General features: G+C 65.2%; 23 protein-coding genes. 12 read left to right on the top strand and 11 right to left on the bottom strand.

Annotated elements, in window-relative coordinates; genetic code table 11:
• Positions 1–146 precede the first annotated feature (146 nt).
• The 5 genes from ACF3NP_RS05430 to ACF3NP_RS05410 form a co-directional block, all read right to left on the bottom strand.
• Positions 147–1,106 carry an L-lactate dehydrogenase gene (locus ACF3NP_RS05430; protein ID WP_392399029.1) on the bottom strand — a complete coding sequence of 320 codons (960 nt, stop codon included), beginning with the start codon at positions 1,104–1,106 and terminating at the stop codon, positions 147–149.
• An 84-nt stretch (positions 1,107–1,190) separates the two neighbouring features.
• Complete coding sequence (locus ACF3NP_RS05425; RefSeq protein WP_392399028.1) at positions 1,191–1,496, bottom strand: hypothetical protein; 306 nt, start codon at positions 1,494–1,496, stop codon at positions 1,191–1,193.
• An 83-nt stretch (positions 1,497–1,579) separates the two neighbouring features.
• The gene (locus ACF3NP_RS05420) at positions 1,580–2,992 is read right to left on the bottom strand and encodes an amino acid permease (protein ID WP_392399027.1); all 1,413 of its coding nucleotides are present in this window, start codon (positions 2,990–2,992) and stop codon (positions 1,580–1,582) included.
• A gap of 452 nt (positions 2,993–3,444) precedes the next feature.
• Complete coding sequence (locus tag ACF3NP_RS05415) at positions 3,445–4,368, bottom strand: hypothetical protein (RefSeq protein ID WP_392399026.1); 924 nt, start codon at positions 4,366–4,368, stop codon at positions 3,445–3,447.
• A gap of 19 nt (positions 4,369–4,387) precedes the next feature.
• A complete protein-coding gene (locus tag ACF3NP_RS05410) occupies positions 4,388–5,371 on the bottom strand; it encodes a hypothetical protein (RefSeq protein WP_392399025.1) in 984 nt (327 codons plus the stop codon).
• On the opposite strand from ACF3NP_RS05410, the gene ACF3NP_RS05405 reads away from it, so the two are divergent.
• Positions 5,349–7,421 carry a DEAD/DEAH box helicase gene (locus ACF3NP_RS05405; protein WP_392399024.1) on the top strand — a complete coding sequence of 691 codons (2,073 nt, stop codon included), beginning with the start codon at positions 5,349–5,351 and terminating at the stop codon, positions 7,419–7,421. The two genes, ACF3NP_RS05410 and ACF3NP_RS05405, sit on opposite strands and share 23 nt — an antisense overlap.
• A 109-nt stretch (positions 7,422–7,530) precedes the next feature.
• Entirely contained in the window at positions 7,531–8,307 is a 777-nt protein-coding gene (locus tag ACF3NP_RS05400; RefSeq protein ID WP_392399023.1) for a chymotrypsin family serine protease, read from the top strand.
• Positions 8,308–8,529: 222 nt separating this feature from the next.
• On the opposite strand, the gene ACF3NP_RS05395 is transcribed toward ACF3NP_RS05400, so the two are convergent.
• The 3 genes from ACF3NP_RS05395 to putP are packed head-to-tail and all read right to left on the bottom strand — an operon-like array spanning position 8,530 to position 11,220.
• Positions 8,530–9,012: a DUF2269 domain-containing protein gene (locus ACF3NP_RS05395; RefSeq protein WP_181888206.1), complete on the bottom strand. Its 483-nt coding sequence runs from the start codon at positions 9,010–9,012 to the stop codon at positions 8,530–8,532.
• 33 nt (positions 9,013–9,045) lie between these two features.
• The gene (locus ACF3NP_RS05390) at positions 9,046–9,645 is read right to left on the bottom strand and encodes an HNH endonuclease family protein (protein WP_392399022.1); all 600 of its coding nucleotides are present in this window, start codon (positions 9,643–9,645) and stop codon (positions 9,046–9,048) included.
• 6 nt (positions 9,646–9,651) lie between these two features.
• A complete protein-coding gene (gene putP / locus ACF3NP_RS05385; RefSeq protein ID WP_392399021.1) occupies positions 9,652–11,220 on the bottom strand; it encodes a sodium/proline symporter PutP in 1,569 nt (522 codons plus the stop codon).
• A gap of 161 nt (positions 11,221–11,381) precedes the next feature.
• Here putP and ACF3NP_RS05380 point away from each other — a divergent pair, with 161 nt between their 5' ends.
• The 6 genes from ACF3NP_RS05380 to ACF3NP_RS05355 all read left to right on the top strand — a co-directional run bounded on the left by ACF3NP_RS05380 (position 11,382) and on the right by ACF3NP_RS05355 (position 19,966).
• Entirely contained in the window at positions 11,382–14,486 is a 3,105-nt protein-coding gene (locus tag ACF3NP_RS05380; protein ID WP_392399020.1) for a DEAD/DEAH box helicase, read from the top strand.
• The gene (locus ACF3NP_RS05375) at positions 14,479–15,300 is read left to right on the top strand and encodes an SWIM zinc finger family protein (RefSeq protein WP_181888210.1); all 822 of its coding nucleotides are present in this window, start codon (positions 14,479–14,481) and stop codon (positions 15,298–15,300) included. The genes ACF3NP_RS05380 and ACF3NP_RS05375 overlap by 8 nt, the downstream gene beginning before the upstream one ends.
• 57 nt (positions 15,301–15,357) lie before the next feature.
• Positions 15,358–16,509, top strand: a complete 1,152-nt coding sequence (locus ACF3NP_RS05370; RefSeq protein ID WP_181888211.1) for a metallophosphoesterase family protein — start codon at positions 15,358–15,360, stop codon at positions 16,507–16,509.
• A 3-nt stretch (positions 16,510–16,512) separates the two neighbouring features.
• Complete coding sequence (locus ACF3NP_RS05365) at positions 16,513–19,161, top strand: AAA family ATPase (protein ID WP_392399019.1); 2,649 nt, start codon at positions 16,513–16,515, stop codon at positions 19,159–19,161.
• 11 nt (positions 19,162–19,172) lie between these two features.
• Positions 19,173–19,646: a MarR family winged helix-turn-helix transcriptional regulator gene (locus ACF3NP_RS05360; protein WP_181888213.1), complete on the top strand. Its 474-nt coding sequence runs from the start codon at positions 19,173–19,175 to the stop codon at positions 19,644–19,646.
• An 89-nt stretch (positions 19,647–19,735) separates the two neighbouring features.
• Complete coding sequence (locus ACF3NP_RS05355) at positions 19,736–19,966, top strand: PspC domain-containing protein (protein WP_181888214.1); 231 nt, start codon at positions 19,736–19,738, stop codon at positions 19,964–19,966.
• On the opposite strand, the gene ACF3NP_RS05350 is transcribed toward ACF3NP_RS05355, so the two are convergent.
• Both ACF3NP_RS05350 and ACF3NP_RS05345 read right to left on the bottom strand, forming a co-directional pair.
• Positions 19,963–20,781, bottom strand: coding sequence for a polysaccharide deacetylase family protein (locus ACF3NP_RS05350; RefSeq protein WP_181888215.1), 819 nt, complete (start codon positions 20,779–20,781; stop codon positions 19,963–19,965). The genes ACF3NP_RS05355 and ACF3NP_RS05350 overlap by 4 nt on opposite strands.
• Before the next feature lie 67 nt (positions 20,782–20,848).
• Positions 20,849–21,376, bottom strand: a complete 528-nt coding sequence (locus ACF3NP_RS05345; protein ID WP_181888216.1) for a YceI family protein — start codon at positions 21,374–21,376, stop codon at positions 20,849–20,851.
• Between the two features lie 190 nt (positions 21,377–21,566).
• On the opposite strand from ACF3NP_RS05345, the gene ACF3NP_RS05340 reads away from it, so the two are divergent.
• Together ACF3NP_RS05340 and ACF3NP_RS05335 are read left to right on the top strand one after the other, a co-directional pair.
• Positions 21,567–22,253, top strand: coding sequence for a hypothetical protein (locus ACF3NP_RS05340; RefSeq protein ID WP_181888217.1), 687 nt, complete (start codon positions 21,567–21,569; stop codon positions 22,251–22,253).
• Positions 22,243–22,698, top strand: coding sequence for a hypothetical protein (locus tag ACF3NP_RS05335; protein WP_181888218.1), 456 nt, complete (start codon positions 22,243–22,245; stop codon positions 22,696–22,698). Before ACF3NP_RS05340 ends, ACF3NP_RS05335 begins: the two co-directional genes overlap by 11 nt.
• A 51-nt stretch (positions 22,699–22,749) precedes the next feature.
• Here ACF3NP_RS05335 and ACF3NP_RS05330 read toward each other — a convergent pair whose 3' ends face one another.
• Complete coding sequence (locus tag ACF3NP_RS05330) at positions 22,750–23,340, bottom strand: hypothetical protein (protein ID WP_181888219.1); 591 nt, start codon at positions 23,338–23,340, stop codon at positions 22,750–22,752.
• A gap of 1,007 nt (positions 23,341–24,347) precedes the next feature.
• Between ACF3NP_RS05330 and cmtR the strand changes: the two genes are divergently transcribed.
• Positions 24,348–24,707 carry a Cd(II)/Pb(II)-sensing metalloregulatory transcriptional regulator CmtR gene (gene cmtR, locus ACF3NP_RS05325; RefSeq protein ID WP_181888220.1) on the top strand — a complete coding sequence of 120 codons (360 nt, stop codon included), beginning with the start codon at positions 24,348–24,350 and terminating at the stop codon, positions 24,705–24,707.
• Positions 24,707–25,306 (top strand): cadmium resistance transporter, encoded by a 600-nt coding sequence (locus tag ACF3NP_RS05320; protein WP_200803038.1) that lies wholly within the window; start codon positions 24,707–24,709, stop codon positions 25,304–25,306. The genes cmtR and ACF3NP_RS05320 overlap by 1 nt, the downstream gene beginning before the upstream one ends.
• The last annotated feature ends 125 nt before the right edge of the window (positions 25,307–25,431 follow it).

The raw sequence follows: 25,431 nt of genomic DNA, 5'->3' as shown, positions 1-25,431 counted from the left end.
TCTAGTGGCAACGATCGGATGTGGCGCCACCGTGCCGTAAGAGCGGCCGTCGTGCACGAGAACTGCACCGACGATCTCAATCCGTTTCACCATGTAGACATCCTAAACGGCAGCGGGGCGGAGCTGCCGTCGATAAGCGAAGGCTCCTAGAACTCGGCGCGGTCGATGACGTCGCGAAGTGTGGTGGCGGAGTGGCGGAACTTCTCCAGCTCGTCGGAGTCCAGGCGCAGTTCCACGACGTTGCGCACGCCGCTGCGGTTGAGCACGGTGGGGGTTCCGATGTAGAGGTCGTCGAGCCCGTACTCGCCCTGCAGGAGGGCAGAGACGGGCAGGACCACGTCCTCGTTGCGCAGGACCGCACGCGTGATGCGGGCGAGCGCGTTGCCGATGCCGAAGGCGGTGTTGCCCTTGCGTTTGATGATGTCGTAGGCGGCGTCGCGGGTGCGGACGAACATCTCGTCGATCTGGGTGTAGATCTCCGGGTTGGTTTCGGCCTCGGTCTCCAGCAAGGCGCTCAGCGGCACGCCTCCGACGGAGCCGGAGGAGAACACGGGCAGCTCGGTGTCGCCGTGCTCGCCGATGATGTGGGCGTGCACCGCGGACGGAGCGATGTCGAAGTGCAGGCCCAGGTTGTGGCGCCAACGCGCGGTGTCCAGCACAGTGCCGGAGCCGATGACCTGGTTCGACGGCAGGCCGGTCTGCTTCCAGGTGATGTAGGTGAGCACGTCCACAGGGTTGGTGGCCACGACGTAGATGCCGTTGAAGCCGTTAGCCATGACTTCCTTGTTGATGGACTCGAAGATGGCGGCGTTGCGGGCGATCAGGTCGATGCGGGTTTCGCCGTCGCGCTGCGCCACGCCGGCGCAGTTGACCACGAGTGCGGCGTCTCGGCAGTCCTCGTAGCTGCCCACCGTGACGTCCATGTGATGGCCAGAGAACGGAACGGCGTGGTTGAGGTCCTCAACCTGGGCCCAGACGAGGTCCTCGTTGAGGTCGATGATGGCCAGGTGGTCCGCCAGGCCCTGGTTGACAATTGCGTATGCGAAGGCGGTGCCGACAGCGCCGGCGCCGATAAGGACGATCTTGTTGCCTTGAGTCACGGTCATGCGACCAAGTTTGTCAGAAGCCGGGCGATCGCGTGCGGTGGGGTTGGGCGGGGTGGGGCTGGGCGGAAAACGGCCTCGGAGGCGTCACCATGGTTCATAATTCGGGTCCCGGCCGGGGAGATATCCGTTGTGCGTCCGTGAACCCCGGCGAGCTTTATTAATGACCAGGAAGAAGATCTGCGAGCCGTCCAGGCTGGGTAGTTCGTGGATGACCGTGTTCATAAGCTCGGCCACATGGCCCCAGGGGTCCCGCTCGATTTCTGCTGCGAAGAATCGCCAGTCGGGATAGTCGCCGTATTGAAGTGTTGCCGCGTAAACCTCGTATGGCCACGTTTCGATAGGGTCTTCCGGCGTGGCTTTGACGTTCCTGAACAAGGATCCGCTGATCATATGTTCCTCCGAACAGACGTAGCCGCCGCAGCGAAAAAGCTACGGTGGCTAGGAAAATTGGGGAAGAGTTCACACCTGGCAGTCTATGCCTTCGCGTACTCCTCCTGCGTCTGCTCAATCACCTGCGGGCGGCCGGTGGCGAAGTACAGCACGGTCATGATCACCGTGAACGCCACACCGATGCCCAGCGCGAGGCGGAAGTCCGGCAGCCACGCCATGATGCCGAAGGTGAACAGGATAAACGCGATGGCGAAGTACTGCCCGTACGGCCAAAACGGCACGGCGAACTTCAGGGCGCGCTGCTCCTCGACGGTCATCTGCTTGCGCATGGCCACCTGTGCGAACAGGATCATCAGCCACACAAACACCGTGGCGAAGGTGGCCAGTGCCGCGATGGTCTCGAAGACGTTGGGGTAACGCGCATTGAGGAACACACCGATGACCAGCACGGCGAGCAGCGAGACAATCGTCATCACCGGCACGTCGCGGTAGGTCTTTGCCATGCGGCGCGGCGCCAGGTTCTCCTTGGCCAGGCCGGTGAGCACGCGGCCGGTGCCGAACAGGTCGGCGTTGATGGCGGAAAGCGCGGCGGTGATGACCACGAAGTTCAGCAGGCCGGCAGCCCAGTTCACACCGAGGGTGTTGAAGATCTGCACGAACGGCGACTCCTCGCCGGTGATCGTGCGCCACGGGTTGAGCACCAGAATGATCGAGATCGCCAGCACGTAGAAGATCAGGATGCGCGCCGGGACGGTGTTCACGGCCTTCGGGATGGAGCGCTCCGGGTCATCAGCCTCCGCACCTGCGACACCGATGATCTCGGTGCCGCCGAACGCGAACAGCACCAGGATGAAGGAGGCGACCATGCCGGAGACACCGTTGGGGAAGAAGCCGCCGTCGTTCCACAGATTGCTAATCGACGATACCTCCGGCTGATCCCCGAGGTTGAACACAAGAATCGCCGCACCGCCGACAATCATGGCCACCACGGCCGTGACCTTGACGATGGTGAAGACGAACTCCAGCTCACCAAACCAGCGCACGGTGGCCAGGTTGGCCGCGCCGATAATCAGCAGCGTCACGGCGATCCACACCCAAGCAGCGGTGTCCGGGAACCACAGTTTCATGTAAATGCCAATGGCGGTTAAGTCCGCCAAACACACGATCATCATCTCGAAGGCGAACATCCAGCCAGTGATGTAGCCGCCCCAGCCACCCAGGTACTTGCGGCAGTACACGGCGAAAGAACCGGTGATCGGGTTGCGCACGCTCATCTCGCCAAGCGCGCGGAGCATGAAGTACACCACTGCGCCGCCGAGCAGGTATACCAGCAGCACGGACGGGCCGGCGGCCTGGATCGCGCCTGCGGAGCCGTAGAACAGGCCGGTGCCGATGGCGGAACCGAGCGCGATGAAGTGGATGTGGCGTGCGTTCAGGCCGGGGCGTTTCGGTTTGGGCTTCGAGGTGTTCTCAGATGGGGCAGTCATAACAGACATAACTGTGCTCTTTCGGGAAGCAATGCGCGAATCTGGCGCGGAGAAGTGGATTGAAGTGTGCCCAAAGCTGGGGCGGCGGCGTCCCGGTTGGCCGTCGATAGGCGAGTGCAATGCTTCGCGGACGGATCCGGGGGCGCGGCGCGAACGACATAAGCCTTTGAGTGTTGCCCGTGCTAACGAGAAACCCCCTGCGCTTTGAGCAGCAGAGGCTGTTAGCGCAGGGGGCTGGAGTCGGCCGACACCGCGCTACAGATGATGATGCAGGCGGGCCGGCTGGGTATTCAGCATCGCAGAACGCTTGGCCGTGGCCGAGGTTGCAAATGCGGTGCTGTTGATCATGCGGACGACCGTAGCACGGTGGGTGGTGCCTTCGCAGCGGATTGTGGAAATTATTTGCCACAATGCGCGAAGCACTAGGTCAGGGACGGCGCGGGTTACTGCGACGGCCCGGGTTACCCGGACGCACTGTCCTCCGCCGAGCCCAGCGTCACCGGCACCATCACCACGCCACCGACGTCTTCGTGCAGGCAGTGGGTGAAGTCGCCGTCGGGGAAGTCGACGTGGAACCGGGGGAAGTAGTCCACGTCGCAGCGCCAGCCGTCGGGGGAGGTCCAGGCGTCGGGCGAGTGCTCGTCGCCAAGCTGCTGCTTATCCAGCGCAAAGTACTGGCGAATAGCTTCGTTCACGCTGTTGCAGTCGGTGCCCTTTTGGGTGGCCACCGCCACAAGTTGGTGGTTCTCTTGTGGCTTGGACATGCCGCAGATCGTGCCTTCCTCTGCCGCGCTGAGGTCGATGTTGTCCAAGCTGTCGCCGGCGAGGTAGGGGATGGGGGTCTTCTTGCCCAGGCGCTGGTAGTCCACCACGGGGCTAAACGGGTAGGGCTCCGAGTTCTTGATCACCACGGCGTTGGCGCCGCGTTTGATTAGCACAGTGTCCTCGGTCGGCCTAGCCAGGATGAATCCGCTGGCGTTGACTTTCTCGCCGGGTTTGAGCTCTCTCGTGTCCGAGGTCAGCTCGATCCTGCTGGACTCGTTGCCCGAAAAACCGAAGACCGTGCCGTATTCGAGGGTCATGCGCGCACGAGTACCTACGTGGATGGCGTCGCAGCCGAACGGGATCAGCGCGTCCATGTCGGTTGGGTCGATTGGCACCGTGCATCCGTTACTTCCGGTGCCGGGGAAGGTAAACAGGTACGCGTCGTGGTCCAAGAAGTCCTCGGCGGGCACCTCCGTGAGCGCCTCCAGGTCGATCTGGCCTTTGTCATTGAGCGCTCCGGGCTCGTCCGCAGCATCGTCCGACGAGCTGCAGGCCGCCATCGCCAACGCAGACGCGGCAAGGACGGCGACGATGGAAACGGGGCGGTACGTGCTGGTCATGGCGGCTGCTCCTTTGCGTTTACTGCCCGGCGCCGCGCGGCGGCAGGTCCACCACCACGGCACCGCCTGAACCTTCGCGGTAGCAGTTCGGGTACGAGTCCGCTCCAAACTCGTGGTGGGGCATGGGGAAAAACGAGATGTCGCAGCGCCAGCCGTCGGGGGAGTTCCAGGCGACGGGGGAGTGCTCGTCGCCAAGCGTTGCGCGGTCTTGTCGGAAGTACTGCGAGATCGCCTGAAGCGCCGCGCCACAGTCGGTGTTGTTGGCCAGGGCCACCGGAACCGACACGCCGCCGTTGGCAAGCGGCTTGAACCCGCACAGGAACCCTTCCGGCGCCGCGTTGAGGTCGTACCGGTCCGGGGTGCGACCGCGGATGATGGTGTTGGCGCGCTGTTCGCCGTAGCGCTGGAAGCTGACAATCGGGCTGAAGCTGAACACGGTTCCGGCGACGATCGCTGCGGCGTGCGCGCCGCGTTCAATCACCGCCACGTCGTGCTCCGGGCGGCCGACGATGAAGCCGCCGACGGTCACCTTTTGGCCGGGCAGAAGCTCGGTGTCGCTGTCGCCGAACTGCAGCGACCGGTTCTGGTTGGCCACGAACCCGACGATCGGGTCGTACTCCAGAGCGAAATGGCTGCCGTCGCTGTACACGGCGTCGATGCCGAACGGGAACGGCGCGTCCGCGGCCGCAGGGATCGCGCACCCGTTGCTGCCCGTGCCGGGGAGCGCGATGACGAACAGGTTGTTGTGCAGGAACGGCTCTGCGGGGACTGCTTGCAGGGAATCGATGTCGATGTCGTGGGCCTTGCGTGCTGCGGTGTTGGGGTCCATCGTCGGGGCTCCTTCGAGGTGTGGGGCAGGGGTGGCGTCGATAGGAAATGTGACCTGCACCACGAACTCTAGCGGGAGGTGTGTGACTTCGCCCGCCGAGAAAATCCAGGAATAGTTACCGGGGCGCACAATGGCGTACGCTGGGCCAGCGATGAGCATTTCCGAAAACGCCACCGGCGGCGAGAATGAGCCGGATATGAATGTGTCGGAAAACCAGAACAACCCGCAGGATGTCGCGGCCGAAATCGTTGAGGCCGTAGTAGAGGACACCAGGGATGCGGGGGTTTCTGAGGAGACCGGCGCCACGGACACCGTGGCCATTGAAAACGACAATGATGTGCTGAAGCTTAACGACGAGCCTTCGGCCGAACCCGCCGCCGAGCCCGAGAAGCCCGAAAACGGCTTTGAGAAGCTCGGCCTGCCCGACGAGGTCATCGAGGCGGTCAAGCGCGTCGGCTTCGAGCAGCCCTCGCCGATTCAGGCGCAGACCATTCCGCTGCTCATGGACGGCCGCGACGTGGTCGGCCTCGCACAGACCGGCACCGGCAAGACCGCGGCGTTCGCGCTGCCGGTGCTGTCCCAGATCGACCCGGAGAAGCGCTACCCGCAGGCCCTCGTGCTCGCGCCGACGCGTGAGCTGGCGCTGCAGGTGTCCGACTCCTTCCAGAGCTTCGCCGACCACATCGACGGCGTGAGCATCCTGCCGATCTACGGCGGCCAGGCCTACGGCATCCAGCTGTCCGGGCTGCGCCGCGGCGCCCAGGTCATCGTGGGCACCCCGGGCCGTGTGATCGACCACCTGGAGAAGGGCTCGCTGGACATCTCCAACCTGAGCTTCCTGGTGCTGGACGAGGCCGACGAGATGCTCAACATGGGCTTCCAGGAAGACGTCGAGCGCATCCTGGAGGACACCCCGGATTCCAAGCAGGTGGCGCTGTTCTCGGCGACGATGCCGAACGCGATCCGCCGCATCTCCCGCGACTACCTCAACGACCCGGAAGAGGTCACCGTCAAGTCGGAGACGCGCACCAACACCAACATCACCCAGCGCTACCTGTTCACCGCGCACCGCAACAAGCTCGACGCGATCACCCGCATCCTCGAGGTGACCGAGTTCGAGGCAATGATCGTGTTCGTGCGCACCAAGAACGAGACCGAGGAGTTGGCCGAGAAGCTGCGCGCCCGCGGGTTCTCCGCCGCCGCCATCAACGGCGACATCGCCCAGCAGCAGCGCGAGCGCACCGTGGACCAGCTTCGCGACGGCCGCCTGGACATCCTCGTGGCCACCGACGTCGCCGCCCGCGGCCTGGACGTCGAGCGCATCTCGCACGTGCTCAACTACGACATCCCCAACGACACGGAGTCCTACGTCCACCGCATCGGCCGCACCGGCCGTGCGGGCCGTTCCGGCGAGGCGATCCTGTTTGTCACCCCGCGCGAGCGCCGCATGCTGCGCTCCATCGAGCGCGTGACTAACGCGACCATCGAAGAGATGGACCTGCCCACCGTGGACGAGGTCAACGAGTCGCGCAAGGCCAAGTTCATGGACTCCATCACCGAGTCGCTCGAGGCCACCGACCTGCAGATCTTCAAGACCATGGTCCGCGAGTACTCCGCGGCGAACAACGTGCCTATGGACGACATCGCCGCCGCCCTGGCCACCCAGGCCCTGGCCGGCGACGAGTTCCTGATGAAGGAGCCGCCGCGCGACAAGCGCGACCGCCGCGACCGTGACCGCTTCGACCGCGACGATCGCCGCGGGCGCGGACGCGACCGCTTCGACCGCGACGACCGTGGCGACAGGGGCCGCGGCCGCCGCTTCGACGACAGCGGCAACTTCGACACCTACCGCCTGGACGTGGGCAAGCGCCAGCACGTCCGCCCGGGTGCCATCGTCGGCGCCCTGGCCAACGAGGGCGGGCTGAGCTCTAAGGACTTCGGCCGCATCACCATCGGCGGCGACTTCACCCTGGTGGAGCTGCCGAAGAACCTGGACCAAGCTGTGCTGGACCGCCTGGAGGACACCCGCATCTCCGGCCAGCTGATCAACATCCAGCGCGACCACGGCGCACCCCCGCGCGATCGCGGCGGCCGAGGCCGCGGCGGACGCGGGGGCTACCGCGGCGGGCGCGGACGCGACGACCGTGGCGATCGCGGTGGACGCGGCGGCTACCGCGGTGGCCGTGGACGCGGCCGCGACGACAGGCGCGACCGCTGGGATTAATCCCCGGTATTGAAGCAGCCGGCACAGCACAAAGCAGCGTGCCGGCTGCTTTAGGTTTTCGGTGGGGGACCGGAGGGCGTCGATAGGCAAAGGTGCTAGGTTAATGCGCATGTCTTCCCAGCGCACGCACCGAATTTCCCGAGCTCTTCTCGCAGCGGCCGTCGCGCTGGGGATGCAGGCCGCGCCCGCCGAGGCCCAGGTGCGTGTGGAGCAAGGCGCGCCCGTGCGCATCGACGGCACCGGCACCTGCACCATCGGCTTCAATGATCCCGCGCGCCACCGCAGCCTCGTCGCCGCGCACTGCGGAGCCGAAGGCGCGCGGGTCAACGCCGGCGGCGCCACCGGGACGCTATTCCGTTCCAAGGCCTACGACGGCCACCTGAGCAACGACTGGGCCGCCATCCAATGGGACGCAGGCGTGGCAGTCGGCGGCAACCGCTTTTCCGGCGACGCGTGGGTCCACCCAAATGACGTGCGCCTCGGCGAGACGATCTGCTACTTCTCCCGCACCCGCGGCGCGCAAACTTGCGGGCGCTTCTCCGGCTCCGCCGACGGCACCTTCTTCGTCGCGGCGCCGCTGAGCCACCCCGGCGACTCCGGCGGGCCCATGTGGGTGCCCGGGCGCGGCTTTGTCGGCGTGGTCTCCAGCATGTGGACCTCCAACCCGTTGCCGTTTTTGCGCGGCGGCGACTACGTCATCGGCATCGTGCCCCACGATGGCCCCGCCGTCCCCGAAGCTCGCCTCGTCGGCGTGTGGGGGCAGAACGTGCTGTTCGGCGGGCTGACCGGGCCGGTAGCAGAGGTGCTGCGGAAGGTCGTCGACGGGATCTTCCGCGTCTTCGCCGGCCTGGGCCTCGGCGGGCCGTCTGCGCTGCGGTACTCGTAGGGGGCCGGGCAGAACGACTCACGCGCACAGACCCTGGGATCCAAAGCCTGGGATCGCGCCGATTTTGGCCATTGCCAGGGTTTGCCTCCCAGGGTCTGTGCGCGGGGGAGGCGTCTCGAGCTCCGACAACCGGGGCGAAACTGGCCCTACCAACAAAGGCCCAGCCATTCGCTGAAAAGGGAATAGCTGGGCCTTATTAGCGGAAACGCCCCCGCGCGTTCCTTACGCCGGGGTCGGCAGGAACATCAGGATCAGGGTGAGCATCCACAGCAGGTTGAAGATGCCGGCGCCGGCGGTTGCCTTTGCCTTGGACTTCTCAAAGTTGGTGGTCTGGTCGGCCGGGTCTGCGTCAGCGGCCGGCAGCGCGCCGAGGGTGCCCATCATCTTGCGCTGCTGCGGGATGACCATGCCCAGCAGGATCGCCCAGGCGATCACGGAGAGCACGATGGCGGTGTGGAACCAGTAGTTGGCCTTGTAGGTCTCCCAGTCGGAGGCGAGCACGGCGCCGCCGAGCAGCGGGACGAGCAGGGAGAGCATGCCGTAGGTCTTGGTGATGCGGTAGAGCACCGATGCACGGCCGGTGGCCTCCTCGCCGCCGGCGCGGGATTCTGCGACCTGGCGCGGGAACATCGAGGTAGACACGACAACGGGGCCGAGCAGCAGGATGGCCGCGACCACGTGCAGGAAGATGAGGAATGTAGTCATGTGCCCACACCTTACGGCATGGTGGGAAAATCCTCACAGCTCGCCGCGCGCGAGCAGCCCGGCGACCCCGGAGCACGCGCGCCGCACCGCCCGCAGGTCTGCCCGGGGCAAAGGAAGGGCATAGTGCTTTGCGACGTCCACGAGCCGGCGCCCATACGCACACCGCGCGCGCCTATCCGTGGGCATCCATTCGGACGGGAGTTTGTCGCCTTTGGCCTGGTTGGCGGCGGAGGACACGGCGACCAAATTGCGCGGGTCGTTGTAGAAGCGCTCGCGGGTGGCGGCGTCCCACCGGTGGGCGCCTAAGTCCCAGGCGGCGGAGACGGGCAGGACGTGGTCGATCTCCACGTCGTGGGGCAGAAGAAAATCCCCGGTGTAGGGGTCTACAACTCGGGGATTGCCCCACTGCGGCCAGGGCTGGGCGCAGTCCGCGTCAAAGGCGGCGGCCATCACCGCGGCGCGGGTGTCGCACCCGCCGGTGCCGGCGGCCCAACCGGGGCCGAACTCGGCTCTGTCGTAGCCGAGGATGGTGGTGCGGTGGGGCACCGTTGGGACGTCGATAGGCAATAGCCCCGTGGGGAACGGCACCACCAGCACAGTGAGGGCGGAGAGAATAAGAAGGTATCGGCGCATACCTTCTTAGACTGCGGTGGAGCCTCCGCGGTTCCGCAGCGCTGCGGCGAAGCCCTCGTCGGGGTGGGCGAGCGCGTAGTCGGTGGCGGCCGCGGCGGTGTCGAACTCCTCTTCCACGCCCTCCTTCGGGCGGGTGGCCAGGGAGACGATGACCATGGCCAGGGTGGCCAGAATGACGCCCGGGACGATCTCGTAAATGATGCCGTTGAGCGCGTCCACGGAGCCCCAGACAAACGAGGTGACGGCGCCGACGATCATGCCGGCGATCGCACCCTGGGAGGTGAGGCGCTTCCAGTACAGCGACGCCACAACCACCGGGCCGAACGCGGAGCCGAAGCCGGCCCACGCGAAGCCGACCAGGCCGAGGATGGTGTCGGACGGGTTCAGAGCCAGCAGCATGCCAATCAGGGCCACGCCGATGACCATGGCGCGGGAGAGCACGAGCAGGGTGGTGTTGTTCGGGTTCTTCTTGAAGATGCGGTAGACGTCCTCGATCAGCGCGGACGAGGTGACCAAAAGCTGCGAGGACATGGTGGACATGATCGCGGCGAGTACGGCGGTGAGCACGATGCCGGCGATCAGCGGGTGGAACATGATGCGGGCCAGGTCCAAAAAGACGGTCTCGTAGCCGGACTGGTCGGTCACGGACGCGGACTTCTGGCCGAAGTAGACGGTTGCCACCAGGGCGGTGAAGATGCCGCCGAGGTAGCAGATGGCCACCCAGATGGTGCCGGTGCGGCGCGCCGCCTTCGCCTCAGACGGGGAGCGCAGCGCCATGAAGCGGGTGATGATGTGCGGCTGGCCGAAGTAGCCCAGGCCCCATGCGATGTTGCCGATGATGGTGGCGGCGGACACGCCGGCGACCATGTTGAAGTAGTCCGGGTTGCCGTGCTCCCAGGGGCCGTACGGGTTTGAGGTGGCCCAGCTGAAGATGTCGTACGGGTTGTCCAGGGACATCAGCGCCATGACCGGCACGGTGATCAGGGCGAGGAACATCAGGCCGCCCTGCACAACGTCGGTGTAGCTCACGGCGAGGAAGCCGCCGATGAAGGTGTAGAGCACCGTGATGGAGCCGACGATGAGCACGCCGTGGATGTATTCGCCGCCGAAGGTGGATTCGTAGTAGCGGCCGCCGGAGACCATGCCGGAGGACACGTAGAAAGTGAAAAAGAAGATGATGATCACGGCGGAGGTGAAGCGCAGCACGCGCGAGGTGTCGTGCGTGCGGTTTTCGAAGAAGCTGGGCAGCGTGATCGAGTTCTTGGCCACCTCGGTGTAGGCGCGCAGCCTTGGTGCGATCCACTTCCAGTTGGCCCAGGTGCCGATGAACAGGCCGATGACGATCCACAGCTCACTCATGCCGGCGACGAACAGTGCGCCGGGCAGACCCATGAGCAGCCAGCCGGACATGTCTGATGCGCCTGCGGAGATGCCGGCGACGAGCGGGCCGAGGCCGCGGTCGCCGAGGACGTAGTCGTCGTATTTAGTTGTCTTGCGCCACGAGTAGAACCCGATGGCGACCATCACCCCGAAATACAGGACGATGGCAAGCACTAGCCAGAAACTGTCGGACATGTGCACTCCCTTACGTCGGTGGTCGGTGTAAGTTTCGCCACACTGTAACGCATCCTTCCGTCGCGCTGTATTGATTTGCAGAATCGGCTGAGTGTGGGCTGAAAGATTTTGTTCGAACGCTCGGCGGGGGCGATGTCGGTGTCGGTGGTATAAGGGTGGGTATGCCTGAATACCTTCTCCATGGCCTGTGGCTCCCCGAGTCCGGGCTTTCGGTGTGGGTTGAGCGCGTACAGGGACACCGCATTGTGACCATGGATGACGTGCCGCCCGGCACGTTTCCGCCGATCGTGCATTCGCTTTTGGACGACCAAAGGTTCCGCCACTTCCATACCCTGATCCTGCAAACCCCGAAGGGCCGGCACGTCAGCTTGCGGGCGCCGTTGGCGCAGTTCGCGCCCGAGGATGCGGTGCGCTTTTTGGACAACCTGGCGCACCTGGACGGGGATTCGCCGGCGGCAACGCCCGCGCAGCGCGAGGCGGTCGCGCCGGACATGTACTGGATCCTGCGCATGTATCGGGGTCTGACCCAGTTCGTGCGCGCGGGGCGCGTGAGCATCAACGTGCCGTACCACGACGGGCTGTGGTACGCGCAGTGGCAGTTGGGCACCGGACTGGAGGAGCGCAGCTGGCTGGCGGAGATGATCGCCGCCTCGCCGGGTGTGCTCACAGTGAACAACGCGAACCTGAGCGAGGACTGCGCGCAGATGTTCACGCACTGGATCGCCACGGAACGCCTGCAGGGCGCGGTGGAGAAGGCGGCGACGAGGCCGTACCCATGGCACGATTTTGTGAAGTCGCTGCTCTACAGCATCCCGCTGCGCCGCGGCGGGGCGGTGCTGGCCCGCCAGATGGGGGATTGGAACGGCACGATCACGGCGGTGAACATGCAGCTGGTGTTCATTGTGGAGTCGCCAGACGGGGCCGAGGAGTCGGGCCCGGACACGCTGTGGCCGGTGCGGGTGCAGGTACGTTCCAGCGCGGATTCGCCGCGGCCGGTGCGGCTGGGGGATTACGACTCGAAGACGGCCGACGTCCTGCGCGGCCAGCTCGACCGGGCAATCGCGGTGACCTCGCTGGTGGATCCGGCACAGCACGGCCGGTTCCGCTCCACCGTGGACCAGGGCTTCGACCCCAACGCGGGCGACTGGGACCTGTACTTGAACGGCGACGAAATTGTGAAGTTCGTCCGCGAAAGCGCCGCGACCCTGCGGGCCCACGGCTTTGTGGTGCTGCTGCCGCGCGCGTGGGCGACGGCGGAGACGGCGTCGAAGCTCAAGGTCAGCGAGCACCAGGACCCGCACGATTCCTCCACCGTGACCATGATGGGCTTTGACACCCTGGTCAAGTACGACTGGCGGCTGTCCATCGGCGGCGTGGAGCTTACGGACGAAGAGATGGCCCAGCTGGTCAAGTCCAAGTCCGGCCTGATCAAGCTGCGCGGCGAGTGGGTCCTGGCGGATAGCCGCGAGGTGGCCAAGACTGCTAAGTACTTGGAGAAGTTGCACGACACCTCCCTGGAAAACGCCATGCGCGAGGCGGACAGCGCCATCAAACGCGCCCGCATCGCAGAGGCCGCCGGCTCCGAGGACGCCGAGGAGCTGCAACGTCTCGCCGAGGAGGCACAAGCCGAGTACGAGCGGCTCAAGAACGCCGAGGGGGAGGGCGTGGTGTCTGCCGCGGAGCTGCGCCAGCTCGCACTGGAGGCGGGTGCGGACAGCCCGATCGAGTTCACCGGCTCGCCCTGGTTCACCTCCCTGGTCGGCGGCACGGACCGCCCGGCGCCGGAGCGGGTGGACGTCCCAGACACCGTCACCGCCGAGCTGCGCGAGTACCAGCGCCGCGGCGTGGATTGGCTGTACTTCATGTCCCGCAACAACTTGGGCGCGGTGCTTGCGGACGACATGGGGCTGGGCAAGACCCTGCAGCTGCTCACCCTGCTCGCGGTGGAGCAGGCGCAGGGCACGCGGCGCGGCCCGTCGCTGATCGTGGCGCCGACGTCTGTGGTGAACAACTGGGCGCGCGAGGCCGCCCGCTTCGTGCCGGAGATGCGCGTGCGCGTGCACCACGGCGCGGGCAGGCTCAAAGGCGACGACCTGTTTGCGGCCGCCGAGGAGTCCGACATCGTCATCACCTCCTACGGCACCGCCGCGCGCGACGCCAAGGATTTGGCGTCCGTGCAGTGGGATCACGTGGTGTTGGATGAGGCGCAGGCGATCAAGAACGCGGGCACGCAGTCGTCGAAAAGCGTTCGCGCAATTCCCGCACGACACCGCATCGCGCTGACCGGCACGCCGATTGAAAATAAGCTTTCTGAGCTGCGCAGCATCCTGGATTTTGTGAATCCGGGCATGCTGGGCTCGCAGAGTTTCTTCCGCAACCACTTCGCCAAAGCCATCGAGTCGCGCAGGGACCCGGAGCTTGCGGACGAGATGGGCGAGCGGCTGCAGCGCCTCACCGCGCCGTTTATCCTGCGCCGCCTGAAAACGGACACGGCGATCATCTCGGACCTGCCGGACAAGGCCGAGCACGTCATCGCCGTGGACATGACCCCGGAGCAGGCCGCGCTGTACAAGGCGCTGGTGGACAGCACGCAGGCGGAACTGGACGAGCGCAAGGGGATTGCGCGAAAGGGGCTCGTGCTGGCCACGATTACCCGCATCAAGCAGGTGTGCAACCACCCGGCGCACTTTCTTGGCGATGGCTCCGCGGTCACCGACAAAGGCCGCCACCGCTCCGGCAAGGTGGAAAAACTCATGGAGCTTCTGGAAGAAGCCGCCGCGTCCGACCAGCGTGTGCTGATTTTCACCCAGTACAAGGCGTTCGGAGACATTTTGAAGCCCTACCTGTCCGAGCGCCTCGGCGAGGACGTGCCGTTCCTCCACGGCGGCGTGGGCAAGTCCGCGCGCGATGCGATGGTGGAGCGCTTCCAGCAGCCGGACGGGCCCCGCGCGATGATCCTCAGCCTGAAAGCCGGCGGCACCGGCTTGAACCTGACGGCGGCGTCCATGGTCATCCACTTGGACCGCTGGTGGAACCCGGCGGTGGAGAATCAGGCCACGGACCGCGCGTTCCGCATCGGGCAGGAGAAGAACGTCACGGTGTACAAGATCATCACCCGCGGCACGATGGAGGAGTCCATCCAGGACATCCTGGACGGCAAGACCCAGCTCGCCGGCGCCGTGGTGGGCCAGGGCGAGGGCTGGATCACCGAGCTGGGAACCGAGGAGCTCGCCCAATTGATCAGTTACAGGGGGCAAAATGACTGAGAAGAAGAAGCGCCCGCAGGATAACAACGTCATCTACGCCAACTTCGGCGCGCGCAAACGTGTGTCCAGCGCGGCGGAAACTGGCGGCACGGACGTCGGCACGTTCCGTCCGCGGTCGCTGTCGCCTGCGGCGATGACCATTTACAACGCCGCGGTGCGCCAGACCGACGTGGGCCGGGCGAAACGTGGTGCGGAGTACGCCGCCCGCGGGCATGTGGTGGAGCTGCAGGCGGTGTCCCACGGTGTGCGCGCGGCGGTGGTGGGCAGCCAGAATGACCCGTTCCGGGTGGCTATGTACTTGCCGCGGCGCCACGCCGAGGAGATCCGCGAGGCCACCAGCGCGATCGTGCGGGCGCCAGGGTCCATCGCCGCGGCGAAGGCTGGCACGCTCGCCGAGGATGTCTTGGAGATTCTGCTGTGCAGAACTCCGCAGGAGGTCACCTTCCACTGCGACTGCCCGGACGGCGCGGCCGTGTGCAAGCACGCCGTCGCCGTGGCGCAGCGCACCGCGGAGCTCATAGATAAGGACCCGAGCGTCATCTTCACCATGCGCGGACTGCGCCTGGAGGAGCTGGAGAACCGGAAGCGCAACCAGGCGGATGACCTGGCCAGGGAAAACGCCGAGCCCGGCTCGGAGTACTTCTGGTCCGGCCGGGAGCTTCCAGAGCTGCCGCGTCCGAAGGTGGCGCCGATGATCGAGGATTCGGACATCGACCTGCTCCACCGCGCGATGCAGACCGTGTCGTTCACCAACATTGACCAGTTGCGGGCCGTGGCGGACATCGAAGATCTCTACGACGAACTCACCCGTTAGCTCATGTGTTCGAATGTTCGTGCTGGCGTGTCGGGCGCGGTGGTAGGTGTATAAGACATGACGCACACCACCTTCATCCACACCTCCGACCTGCAGTTAGGCATGCGCCGAAAATTCTTGTCGCTCGAAGCGCAGTCGCGTTTCGACGACGCACGCCTCCGCGCCGTCACCCGCTTGGGGGAGATCGCCCAGGACCGCGGCGCCGAGTTCATCGTCGTGGCCGGCGACGTGTTTGAGCACAACTCGCTCGAGCCGACCACACTCGGCCGCGCGCTCGAGGCGCTGCGCAAGCTCCCCGTGCCGGTCTATCTGTTGCCCGGCAACCACGACCCGCTGGTGGCGGACAGCATCTTCCAGCGCACCGAGGGGATCGAAGGCGTCACGGTGCTCGCAGATTCGGAGCCGGTGGTCGTGCGCGAGGGTGTCGAGGTGGTGGGCGCCCCGCTGCTAACCAAGCACGCCTCGGAGGACCTGTGCGCCAAGGCGATCCGCGACCTAGAGCCGACGGAGGCGGTCCGCATCCTCGTCGGCCACGGCGCCGTGGAGGGCTTCGGGGAAGAGGAGGCACATTCGCTTATCGACGTTGCTTCGCTCGACACCGCCATCGACCAGGGCACGATCGACTACGTCGCGCTGGGCGACACCCACTCCACCGCGGCACTTACCGCCTCGGAGCGGATCTGGTACTCCGGTGCGCCGGAGACCACGGACTACTTCGACCGCACCCCTGGTGTTGCCGGCGGCGAGGTGGATTCCGGCAACGCGCTGGTGGTCACCGTGGACAAAAGCGGCGGGCGCGCCGACGTCTCGGTGGAGAAAGTCTCGGTCGGCGCTTGGACGTTCGAAGCCCGCTTCTGGGAGGTCGCCGGTGCCGAGGACGTGGCCGGGGTGATCGAGGACCTCAAGGCGTACCCGGAAAAAGACCGCACCGTGATTAAGTACGCGCTTTCTGGCACGCTAGGCCTAGAGGACACGCGCACCCTCGAGCGCGAACTCGCCGAGCTCGAGCCGGTCTTCGCCGCGCTTTACCCGCGCGAGCGGCTGATGAGCCTGCACCTCGAGCCCGACGAGGAAGAGATGGAAAACCTGCCCTTAACCGGCTTCGCCCAAGACGCGATGCGGGAGCTGATCGGCCAGGCGGCCGAGGACAACGCCACCGCCCGCGACGCCGTGAACCTGCTGTTCCGCCTGTCCAAGGAGGTGGGCTAGACCATGCGCATCCACGACCTTGTCATCGACAACTTCCGCGCCATCGAGCACCTGGAGCTGCGCGACCTGCCGGATACCGGCGTGATTGTCATCCACGGCCAGAACGAGGCCGGCAAGTCCACCATCCTGGACGCCATCGGCACCGTGCTGCAGGAGCGCCACTCTGCCGGCGGCAAAAAGATCAAGATCTTCGCCCCGGTCGGCCGCGACGCGTCCCCCGAGGTCACCATGACCGCGACGGTGGGGGAGACCACCTTCACAATCCACAAGCGCTGGCTGAAGGGCAAGCTCTCGGAGCTGGAGATCCTCTCGCCGGTGCACAAGAACTTCACCGGCCGCCAGGCGGACGACGAGCTCGCCCGCATAATCGCCGAGCAGATGGACACCAGCCTGGCCAAGACCCTGTTCCTGCGCCAGGGCGAGCTGGACCCGGGCATCGCCGCCGCCGGCATCCCGTCGATTTCCCAGGCGCTCGACGCGGAGAACGGCACCGAGAGCTCCGGCGAGGAGGACACCGAGCTCATGGCCGCCATCGAAGCGGAGTACGCCCGCTACTGGACGGCCGCGACCCCACCCAAGCCCAAAGCCTCCTTCACCGCGAAGTCCGACGCAGTGGACACCGCCCGCGAGACACTGCGCGCCGCTGAGGCTGAGGTGCAGCAGCTCGCCACGTTTGTGGACGAGGTGGCCCGCCGCGAAGAAGAAATCCGCGCGGTGGACATGGAGCTGCCGCAGGCCCACGAGGAGCTCGCCGAGCGCGAAGCCGAGTTCGCCCAGGCCAGACAGCTCGCCGAGAAAGCCAAGTCAGCAACCGAGCAGCTCGAGCGCACGACCGTCGCCAGGGAGCGCGCCGAGCAGGACCTCGCCGAGCGCATCGCCCTTTCCGAGCGCGTGGCCAAGCTGCGCGAGGAGGAAAAGGACCTGCAGGCCGCGCTCGCTCCGGCCCAGGAGGCGCGCGACGCCGAACGCGAGAAGGTCGCGGAGCTGACGGCGCAGGTCGAGGAGGCGAAGACCCGCCTCGCCACAGCCCGCACCACCCTGCGCGGCGCCGAAAATGTCCGCGACCACGTGCGTGCTTCCCGACGCCTCACGGTCGTCACCGACCAACTCACCCTCATCGGCAAAGCAGAGGAAGCCTACGCAACCCTGCTGAAAAACGCCCCCGCCCTGCAGGTCACGGACGCGGACGTGCGCAAGCTGGAGCAGGCCGAAAGCGAACTGACCCTGCAGCGCCGCCTGCGCGAGGCGGCCTCCGCCAAACTGGAGATCACCGCCAAAGGAAAGACCATCCAGGTCGACGGCGAAAGCGTGGGCATCGACGGCACCGAGTCCGTCGCCGTTTACGAGGGCACGCGCCTCACTCTCGACGACTTCGACGTGGTTTTCCGCGCCGCCCAGGGCGCGGAGGATCCCCGCCGTGCCGTGGAAAAGGCCGAGGACGCCCTTGCCAGCCTGCTGTCCAAGCTGGGCTGCGCGGACGTCGACGAAGCCCGCGCCGCCCGGGACGCCTGCAAGGCGCACGACGCAGAGGTGAAGTCCGCCCGCCAGCGCCGCGACGACGCGCTGGCTGGCACCGACGCCGACGAGCTCGCTGCGGAGCGTGACCGCCTGGCCACCCAGATCGAGGAGCTCGCCGAGGCGATCGACACCGTCGAGCTGCCCGACACCGAGCAGGCCGCGGAGCTGACAGTAAAAGACGCCCAAAAGGCGCTGGATAAGGCAGAAAAGGACGTCGACGCCGCCGACGCCGCGCTCAAGCCCTACGCCGACCGCACCGCCGCAAGCGAGCTGACCGTCGTGCAGACCAAGCTTGAGGCGAAGCAGGCCGAGGCCAGCCACGCCGCCGACGAGCTGGCGCAGGCGGAGACCACCACGCCGAAAACCTCACTCGAGGACAGTCTCGAATCCGCTCGCGAGCAGGAACGCGAGGCAAACGAGGCGCACACCCTGCTTTCCGCCGAGCTCGCGGCCGCCGACCCGGAGATCGCCCAGCAGATGCTCGAGGGCGCGAAGGCGCGCCTGCAGAACCTGGAGAAGCGCCAAGCCGAGGCCAAAAACCGCATCACCGAGCTGACCGGCCGCATCGAGATCGCCGCCGGCGCCGCCGAGAAAGCTGACCGCGCGGCCGCGGAGCTCGACGCCGCGGAGACCGAACTGGCCCGCACCACGCGCCGCGCCGACGCCGTGCGCCTGCTGCGCGAGACGATGCACACCCACCGCGACGCCGCCCGCGCCCGCTACACCGCGCCGTTCAACGACGCGATCCGTAACCACGCCCGCGTGCTGTTCGGCCCGACCGTGGACTTCAACTTCGGCGACGACCTCACCGTCACCGAGCGCACCGTCGACGGGGTGAGCGTGCCGCTGGACCAGCTCTCCGGCGGCACGAAGGAGCAGCTGGCTATCCTCACCCGGTTCGCCATCGCTGACCTAGTCACCGCCTCCGGCGAAACAACGCCGGTGCCCGTGGTGGTCGACGACGCCCTCGGCGCCACCGACCCGGAGCGTCTCGCCCGCATGAACTCGCTGTTTTCGCAGGTGGGGAAGACGTCGCAGGTGCTGGTGCTGACCTGCTTCCCGCAGCGCTTCGACCGCGTCGCCGCCGCGCGCACGTACTCCATGGACGAGTTGAAAACCGCGACCATGGGCTAGGATCTGCCGGTATGACTACACAACCGCGGTGGCTTGACGACGAAGAACAGCAACTGTGGCGGCTAATCCTGGCCGGATTCAACAAGATCTCCCGCACCATCGACGACCGCCTCCAAGAGGGCAGCGAGATTTCTTCGTCTGAATTCTCTGTCCTCGTCGCATTGTCGGAGGCGCAAGACCGCACCCTGCGCCTTCGCGAGCTGTGCGAGGAACTCGGCTGGGACCGCTCTCGCGCCTCCCACCAGGTCACCCGCATGAAAAAGCGGGGTCTGCTGACCAAGAGCAAGTGCCCCGGCGACGCCCGCGGCGTTCTGGTCACGCTCACGGACCAGGGCATGACGCATCTCGAGGACGCGGTTCCGGACCATGTCGAAACCGTCCGGCGCCTCATCTTCGACCACCTCAACGAGGACCGCGCCGATAAGATCCGCGAGTTCTTCGCCGACGTAGTCGGCGCCCAAGAACTACCCACTCGCCAGTGCTAACACGGTTTTGCACGACGCCCGTCCTTGCGGGCTTCCGCGAACGGGGGTTGGATAGGACGCACCAATTCCGAGCATGAAAGGACCCCGCAATGTCCAACCCCTACAACCCGCAGAACATCAACCCCGGCAACTCCCCGAAGCGCCTCGAGCGCTCCATGACCGACAAGTACATCGCCGGCGTGTGCGGCGGCATCGCCCAGTACCTCGGCGTGGACCCGACCGTCGTGCGCGTCGTTTTCGTCCTGCTCGCACTCATCGGCCTGTTCCCGGGTCTGCTGGCCTACGGCGTGGCCTGGATGATCATGCCGGCCGAGTTTTAGGGCCCGCTCCCGTCGAGGAACGTAAACCGCACCGCGTCGCCGCGCAGCTGCTCCAGCGCGCGGCGCACACCCGGCCCGGTGCCGGAGGAGGGGTGGTTCATGTGCGCCAGCACGATCGCCCCGTCGGGGGCATGCATGATTGTCGACGCCACATGGCCCGCCGCCGCAGTCGCCCCAGCGTCGCCGTTGACGGAATAGCCCGCGATTTGTACCCCGCGCTCGCGGGCGATGTGGACGGCGACGTTGTCGTAGTGGGCCGTGCCTGAGCGAAACCACGTCGAATCCACCCCGTATTCCGCCAGCAGCGCGCGGTTGCCGTCGATTTCCGCGATGGCCTCCGCAGGCGTCGCAGTGCCCGCGATGCCGTAAGCCGCCTGGCCGTTGACGCTTAGCGGCAGGTGGCGAGTGCCGTGGTTTTCCAGGCGGAACAGGGGATCCGCCGCCAAGTTCCGCGTCGCCTCCGGGTTCGCGTCGATCCAGGTGGCGCTCAAAAACAGCGTTGCGGGCACGGCATGCTCGCGCAGCGCGTCTATCAACCCCTGGTCCACGGCCGAACCACTCGGCCCGCCGCAGGCGTCGAAGGTCAGCGCAATCGTGCGCCTGCCCGGGGTCACCGGCACCGTCTCCACGATGCCGCGCAGTGAAGTCCCGAACGCTTGCGGCACCCGGCCCGCGTAGCGCTCCGGGCCGGGATACGCCGTCACCGTCTCACGGACCGTCGTGGTCGCCGTCTCCGTCACAGTTATGCCTGTGGTGCCCCGCGGGCCGGCACACCCCACCAACGCAGAAAAGCCCGCCACTGCCGTGGCGGACATGAAGGTTTTCCTGCTCAGCACAGACTGAAATTCTAGTGGGTGGGGGAGCGGAGTGCTCGTCGAGAAGCTACTGCTTGATCGCGGAGCCCTCGATCTCGATGCCCACCTTCTCGCTGACCAGCATGCCGCCGGAGTTCAGCGGCGCCTGGAAGTCGATGCCGTATTCACTGCGGTTGATGGTGGTGCGGGCCTCGAAGCCGAGGCGGGTGTTGCCGAACGGGTCCTCCTCGACGCCGAAGGTCTCGACGTCGAAGGTGACCGGCTTGGTGGTGGTCTTGATGGTCAGGTCGCCGGTGACAGTGCCGTTGCCCTGCGCGTCGACGTCGAAGCTGGTGGCGGTGAAGGTCATCTCCGGGTATTGCTCGACGGCGAAGAAGTCCTCGCCGCGCACGTGTGCGTCGCGGTCGGCGTTGCGGGTGTCCACGCTCGCGGTGCGCACGGTGCCGGAAGCGGTGCTTGCGGACGGCTCCTCCGCGATAGTCACGGTTGCGTCGAAGTCGGTGAACTCGCCGCGGACCTTGGTCACCATGGCGTGGCGCACGGTGAAGCCGATGGAGGAGTGGGCGGGGTCGAGAGTGTAGGTACCGGTCTGCATGATTGTCTCCTTCGAATTTTGTTGATGGGTCAACTATGGAACGAGAGTGATGCTACGCGCGCCATGGTGACGTGTCAACAAGTTCTCCTGCCGGCACCTACTATGTCGAACATATGTTCTTGACAATTCCCCTAGCGGGTCTTACCGTACTGATCGGTCTAGAAAAACGACGGATTCAAAGGAGAACCATTTGGGAGAAGTACTTTCTGACGCAGTGATGCAGGTGATGACCCCATCACTGGAGTACCAAGACAAAACGGCCCTCGCACATGTGAGCAAATACGCCGATGACTACACCGGCGAGATCATTGATCGCCACGGGAACTTCCGCCGCGGGTGCATCGGGATGATCCACTACATCCCGGAGGAGGCCTATGAGCGTCCCTGGTGGCGCGAACCCAACTTTCCGCTCAAAGGATGTATCGAGCGATTGGTCAATGCCGGTTGGATCACACGCGTGGACGGCGAAGAGTTCGACGGAGCGCTGATACTGAACACGTCGCGCCTGATCCGCCTGATGGACATTGCGGAGACGGAAATGGCGCAAAACCAGCACGTCATCGACTACGTGTACCTCCCGGACGGGACTGTCATCGACCCGCCGTGCGAAGACTTCGCTGACCCGCTGTTCTTACCGTTCATTCGCTGGGCTGACCAGCTGTTCGACGGCGACTTCGCCCACACCCTGGCCGACGACGTCACCGACGCGACCACCCGCCTCCTGGACGCGCACCTTTCCATCGAACGCGACCACAGCTGGAAAGAAACCGATCCGGGCCGCTGGACACGCGCAATTGCGAACTGGAAGGACCACCATCTGGGCGATGGCAATTTCCGCATCCCGCCGCAGTGGAAGGTGACCGCCGATGATCGCTAACTCGAACCCCAACATGACCGCCGGCATGCTTCGCGCCGAAGTCGACCATTGGCGCGGCAGCGACGCTCCCGCCGAGTTCCTCGTGCTCATCGACCCACGCGACAACCCTCTGCTCACCCTGCTCCAGGTAGCCAAGCTGCACGCCGCCGACGCCCTCGAGCCGGGCTGCGACTACACCTTCGGCACCGTCGAGGACGCCTCCACCCGCTACATAGCGTTCACCTACAGCGGCAGCCGCGACGACTTCTGGCGCGGCCTCACCGTCGTCACAGAGCAGGTGATTATGGAAGCGGAAGAGCTTATCGACGAGCGCAGCCCCAGCCACCGCTCCTTCGCCCGCATGCTCATGTCGTACGGCCTGCCGCCGGTGGAAGTGCTGCCGCCTGTCGCCATGGACAGCGGCGGCCACGTGCTCGTCGACACCGAATGGGACGAGCTCGCTTAGAGGTGAATTAAAGGCGGGGGCTTCGGTCCGCCTTAGGTCAGAGATTGCGCATCATTCGAGGTTGTCATCTTCTTCCCTGCGAACAGTCCTGACAAACTTTCCTAGGAATTGAAAAACTGGGGGCGCGAGGAAGACACCAGCCAGCCACTCAGAACCCCCGCCGAAGTAAACGGCCAAGGCAGCGCCGATCGAGGCCAGAAACATGCCGAAACTCAAGTATTGACCACGTTTGAGAGCGTCCACATCCCCTTTGGCAAGCCACTCTTTCTCGTGGTTCGAGGCTGCAATGCTTTGTTCCGCCATTCGCATTGCACGATCGGCAAAAGTGGGGTCAACTTGTCGGTAAGCTTCCAGCGTCTCCGGTGCTGGTGCAGGGGCACTCCACAGGTACGCGGAACTTGCAATCTGGCGGGTGACCTCCTCGACGAGTTCAGCGTCAATTACTTCGCCGGGAGAACCGTCCGAATGCTCTTGTCCATTGCGTTGAACGTCACTTTCCACCCGTTGTAAATCGTCGCCCGGGGATCGTTGGCCTTCATGCGTGCCTGCGTTCGCAGCGGGCGAGGGTTCGTCTCCATGACGTCCACTCCCCGGCGGCGTGCTCGACCGGCGGCGCTCATCATCTTGAGAGTCATCGTTCATGCACCTGCTTCCTTCCGGTAATGGCATTATCCACGACTGTTCGGGCTGTGGAGTCTAGGGTTAATTGAACCACAATTAGTTCCTCACCGGCATGCAGAACCCCGATTGTGCACGCCGGCGAATCATTTCGCGCCAGATTGAATGTTGTCGGGGTCAGTCTCTCCGAAAGTCACCCGATTTGAAAGCAGGGTTAAATCTGGCAGCGTTTCCTGAATTGAACGGGAAAAGAAACCAGAACCCCTGCTCGGAGCTTTCAGTAAACTCCCCGACCAGTTGTAGCGGGTTCGTGGCTACACCCCGGTTACACCGGGTTCCGACTCCGGTTACACAACAGAAGTCAATTATATGACGTGAGCAGGAGCGCTCCTTAGAGCGGGAAGTCAGGAAATTCCGCTTCCGCCTCTTCCTACCTCTCGGCAAGCTCCACGCTCCACCGTGAACGCTCGACAAGCTCGTCAAAGGTGAGCACCTCCGGTGACTTGCGGTTCGAGCGGAAACTTTCAAAGCTACGGAACTTCGAGCCAATTCGGTTGCCTTGGGCGCGGCACACAAATCGCACATGGGCCGATCATCAGAAACGAGCGTGGTTCAACCAAGTATGCACCGTCGCCAGTGTTGTCTCCCTCGTTGTCCCTCTCGGCAATCCATCCGGCAAGGCTCTCCTTGGCGGCGCGAACCGTCGTCGAACCCCGATGTGTCCCCGCTGCAAACGGGAATCGAGTCGAGGCTGCGGATGAGGTAGATAAGTTTGTTCGAGCCTTCCCGGTTCAAGATGATGAGGCCATCGAGTTTTGTCCCGTTCGGATCATTGCTTGGGGCCTGAAAACCGATCTCCCGAACTACGCCAGGCTCGTGCGCAACTTGAATCTCGAGCCGGCGACGCTGTTTTCGCAACTTTGCCGGAATCTCTGCCAGCTCTGCTCCTTCCACTGTCTCTTGAGCAGCACACACAGCTGCACCGCTACATCGGGTTTGACACGTTCAGCGCTCGCTGTATAGTTCAGTGCATGCTGACTATTGCTTCGCGTCTCGACGTGATGAACCGCCTGGGTCGTGCACTGGCCGACCCCACTCGATCCCGGATCATCTTAACCCTGCTCGACCATCCCGCTTACCCGGCGGAACTGGCTCGAGCTCTGGACCTGACACGCTCGAATGTGTCCAACCACCTGGCATGCCTGCGCGATTGTGGGATCGTCGTCTCCGAGCCCGAGGGGCGTCGGACGCGATACGAGATCGCCGATCCGCACCTGGCGCAGGCGCTGACTACATTGGTCGATGCCACCTTGGCAGTAGACGAAGATGCCCCGTGCATGGATCCCGCCTGCACGCTTCCCGGATGCGATGTAGCTGGGGTGGGCGCGTAATGCTCACCACGGTCTTGCAGGCGATAGGCCTGTTCGCAGCTACCAACATCGACGACATCATCGTGCTCTCCCTCTTCTTCGCGCGAGGGGCAGGCCAGAGCGGCACCACCGCCCGTATTCTGGCCGGCCAGTACCTCGGATTTGCCGGCATCCTCGTCGCCGCGATCCTCGTGACCATCGGCGCCGGAGCATTTCTGCCCCCGGCAGCTATTCCATACTTTGGTCTCATCCCGCTGGGCATCGGCCTCTGGGCCGCATGGGAGGCCTGGCGCGGAGACGATGACGACGATGACGACGAGGCCAAGGTTGCCGGCAAGAAGGTCGGCGTGGGGACAGTCGCAGGCGTCACTTTTGCCAATGGCGGCGACAACATCGGTGTCTACACCCCTGTCTTCCTCAGCGTGGAGCCTCTCGCAGTAGTCGCCTACTGCGTTATCTTCCTCGCGCTCGTTGCGGTCCTGGTGGCCCTGGCAAAGTTCGTCGCCACCCGCCCCCCGATCGCGGAAGTGCTCGAACGCTGGGAGGACATCCTCTTTCCCATCGTTCTCATCGGCCTCGGCATCGTGATCCTCGTCAGCGGCGGAGCTTTCGGGCTCTGACATAGCAGCAGTGTTCCAACGGCGGTTGCGTCCCTTAGTGTTGTGTAACGCTTGCCGATGGGACTTGACCTCTGGCATGTGCAGTGCGGTCTGCTCCCAGGCCTCTATTACCGTGCAGAACACGC

The sequence above is a fragment of the Corynebacterium lehmanniae genome, from assembly GCF_043161975.1.
In the GTDB taxonomy this organism is placed as follows: Bacteria; Actinomycetota; Actinomycetes; order Mycobacteriales; family Mycobacteriaceae; genus Corynebacterium; species Corynebacterium lehmanniae.
The sequence above is the reverse complement of the archived record's forward strand: the minus strand, read 5'-3'. Positions and strand labels throughout refer to the sequence as shown.

What these genes read in the sequence shown, in the direction of transcription:
- ACF3NP_RS05375 (WP_181888210.1), top strand. Translation starts at nt 14,479, where the DNA reads ATGACTGAGAAGAAGAAGCGCCCGCAGGATAACAACGTCATCTACGCC.
- putP (WP_392399021.1), bottom strand. Translation starts at nt 11,220, where the DNA reads ATGTCCGACAGTTTCTGGCTAGTGCTTGCCATCGTCCTGTATTTCGGG.
- ACF3NP_RS05405 (WP_392399024.1), top strand. Translation starts at nt 5,349, where the DNA reads ATGAGCATTTCCGAAAACGCCACCGGCGGCGAGAATGAGCCGGATATG.
- ACF3NP_RS05355 (WP_181888214.1), top strand. Translation starts at nt 19,736, where the DNA reads ATGTCCAACCCCTACAACCCGCAGAACATCAACCCCGGCAACTCCCCG.
- ACF3NP_RS05335 (WP_181888218.1), top strand. Translation starts at nt 22,243, where the DNA reads ATGATCGCTAACTCGAACCCCAACATGACCGCCGGCATGCTTCGCGCC.
- ACF3NP_RS05320 (WP_200803038.1), top strand. Translation starts at nt 24,707, where the DNA reads ATGCTCACCACGGTCTTGCAGGCGATAGGCCTGTTCGCAGCTACCAAC.
- ACF3NP_RS05345 (WP_181888216.1), bottom strand. Translation starts at nt 21,376, where the DNA reads ATGCAGACCGGTACCTACACTCTCGACCCCGCCCACTCCTCCATCGGC.
- ACF3NP_RS05395 (WP_181888206.1), bottom strand. Translation starts at nt 9,012, where the DNA reads ATGACTACATTCCTCATCTTCCTGCACGTGGTCGCGGCCATCCTGCTG.
- ACF3NP_RS05415 (WP_392399026.1), bottom strand. Translation starts at nt 4,368, where the DNA reads ATGACCAGCACGTACCGCCCCGTTTCCATCGTCGCCGTCCTTGCCGCG.
- ACF3NP_RS05420 (WP_392399027.1), bottom strand. Translation starts at nt 2,992, where the DNA reads ATGTCTGTTATGACTGCCCCATCTGAGAACACCTCGAAGCCCAAACCG.
- ACF3NP_RS05360 (WP_181888213.1), top strand. Translation starts at nt 19,173, where the DNA reads ATGACTACACAACCGCGGTGGCTTGACGACGAAGAACAGCAACTGTGG.
- ACF3NP_RS05350 (WP_181888215.1), bottom strand. Translation starts at nt 20,781, where the DNA reads ATGTCCGCCACGGCAGTGGCGGGCTTTTCTGCGTTGGTGGGGTGTGCC.
- ACF3NP_RS05330 (WP_181888219.1), bottom strand. Translation starts at nt 23,340, where the DNA reads ATGAACGATGACTCTCAAGATGATGAGCGCCGCCGGTCGAGCACGCCG.
- ACF3NP_RS05390 (WP_392399022.1), bottom strand. Translation starts at nt 9,645, where the DNA reads ATGCGCCGATACCTTCTTATTCTCTCCGCCCTCACTGTGCTGGTGGTG.
- ACF3NP_RS05370 (WP_181888211.1), top strand. Translation starts at nt 15,358, where the DNA reads ATGACGCACACCACCTTCATCCACACCTCCGACCTGCAGTTAGGCATG.
- ACF3NP_RS05430 (WP_392399029.1), bottom strand. Translation starts at nt 1,106, where the DNA reads ATGACCGTGACTCAAGGCAACAAGATCGTCCTTATCGGCGCCGGCGCT.
- cmtR (WP_181888220.1), top strand. Translation starts at nt 24,348, where the DNA reads ATGCTGACTATTGCTTCGCGTCTCGACGTGATGAACCGCCTGGGTCGT.
- ACF3NP_RS05425 (WP_392399028.1), bottom strand. Translation starts at nt 1,496, where the DNA reads ATGATCAGCGGATCCTTGTTCAGGAACGTCAAAGCCACGCCGGAAGAC.
- ACF3NP_RS05380 (WP_392399020.1), top strand. Translation starts at nt 11,382, where the DNA reads ATGCCTGAATACCTTCTCCATGGCCTGTGGCTCCCCGAGTCCGGGCTT.
- ACF3NP_RS05365 (WP_392399019.1), top strand. Translation starts at nt 16,513, where the DNA reads ATGCGCATCCACGACCTTGTCATCGACAACTTCCGCGCCATCGAGCAC.
- ACF3NP_RS05400 (WP_392399023.1), top strand. Translation starts at nt 7,531, where the DNA reads ATGTCTTCCCAGCGCACGCACCGAATTTCCCGAGCTCTTCTCGCAGCG.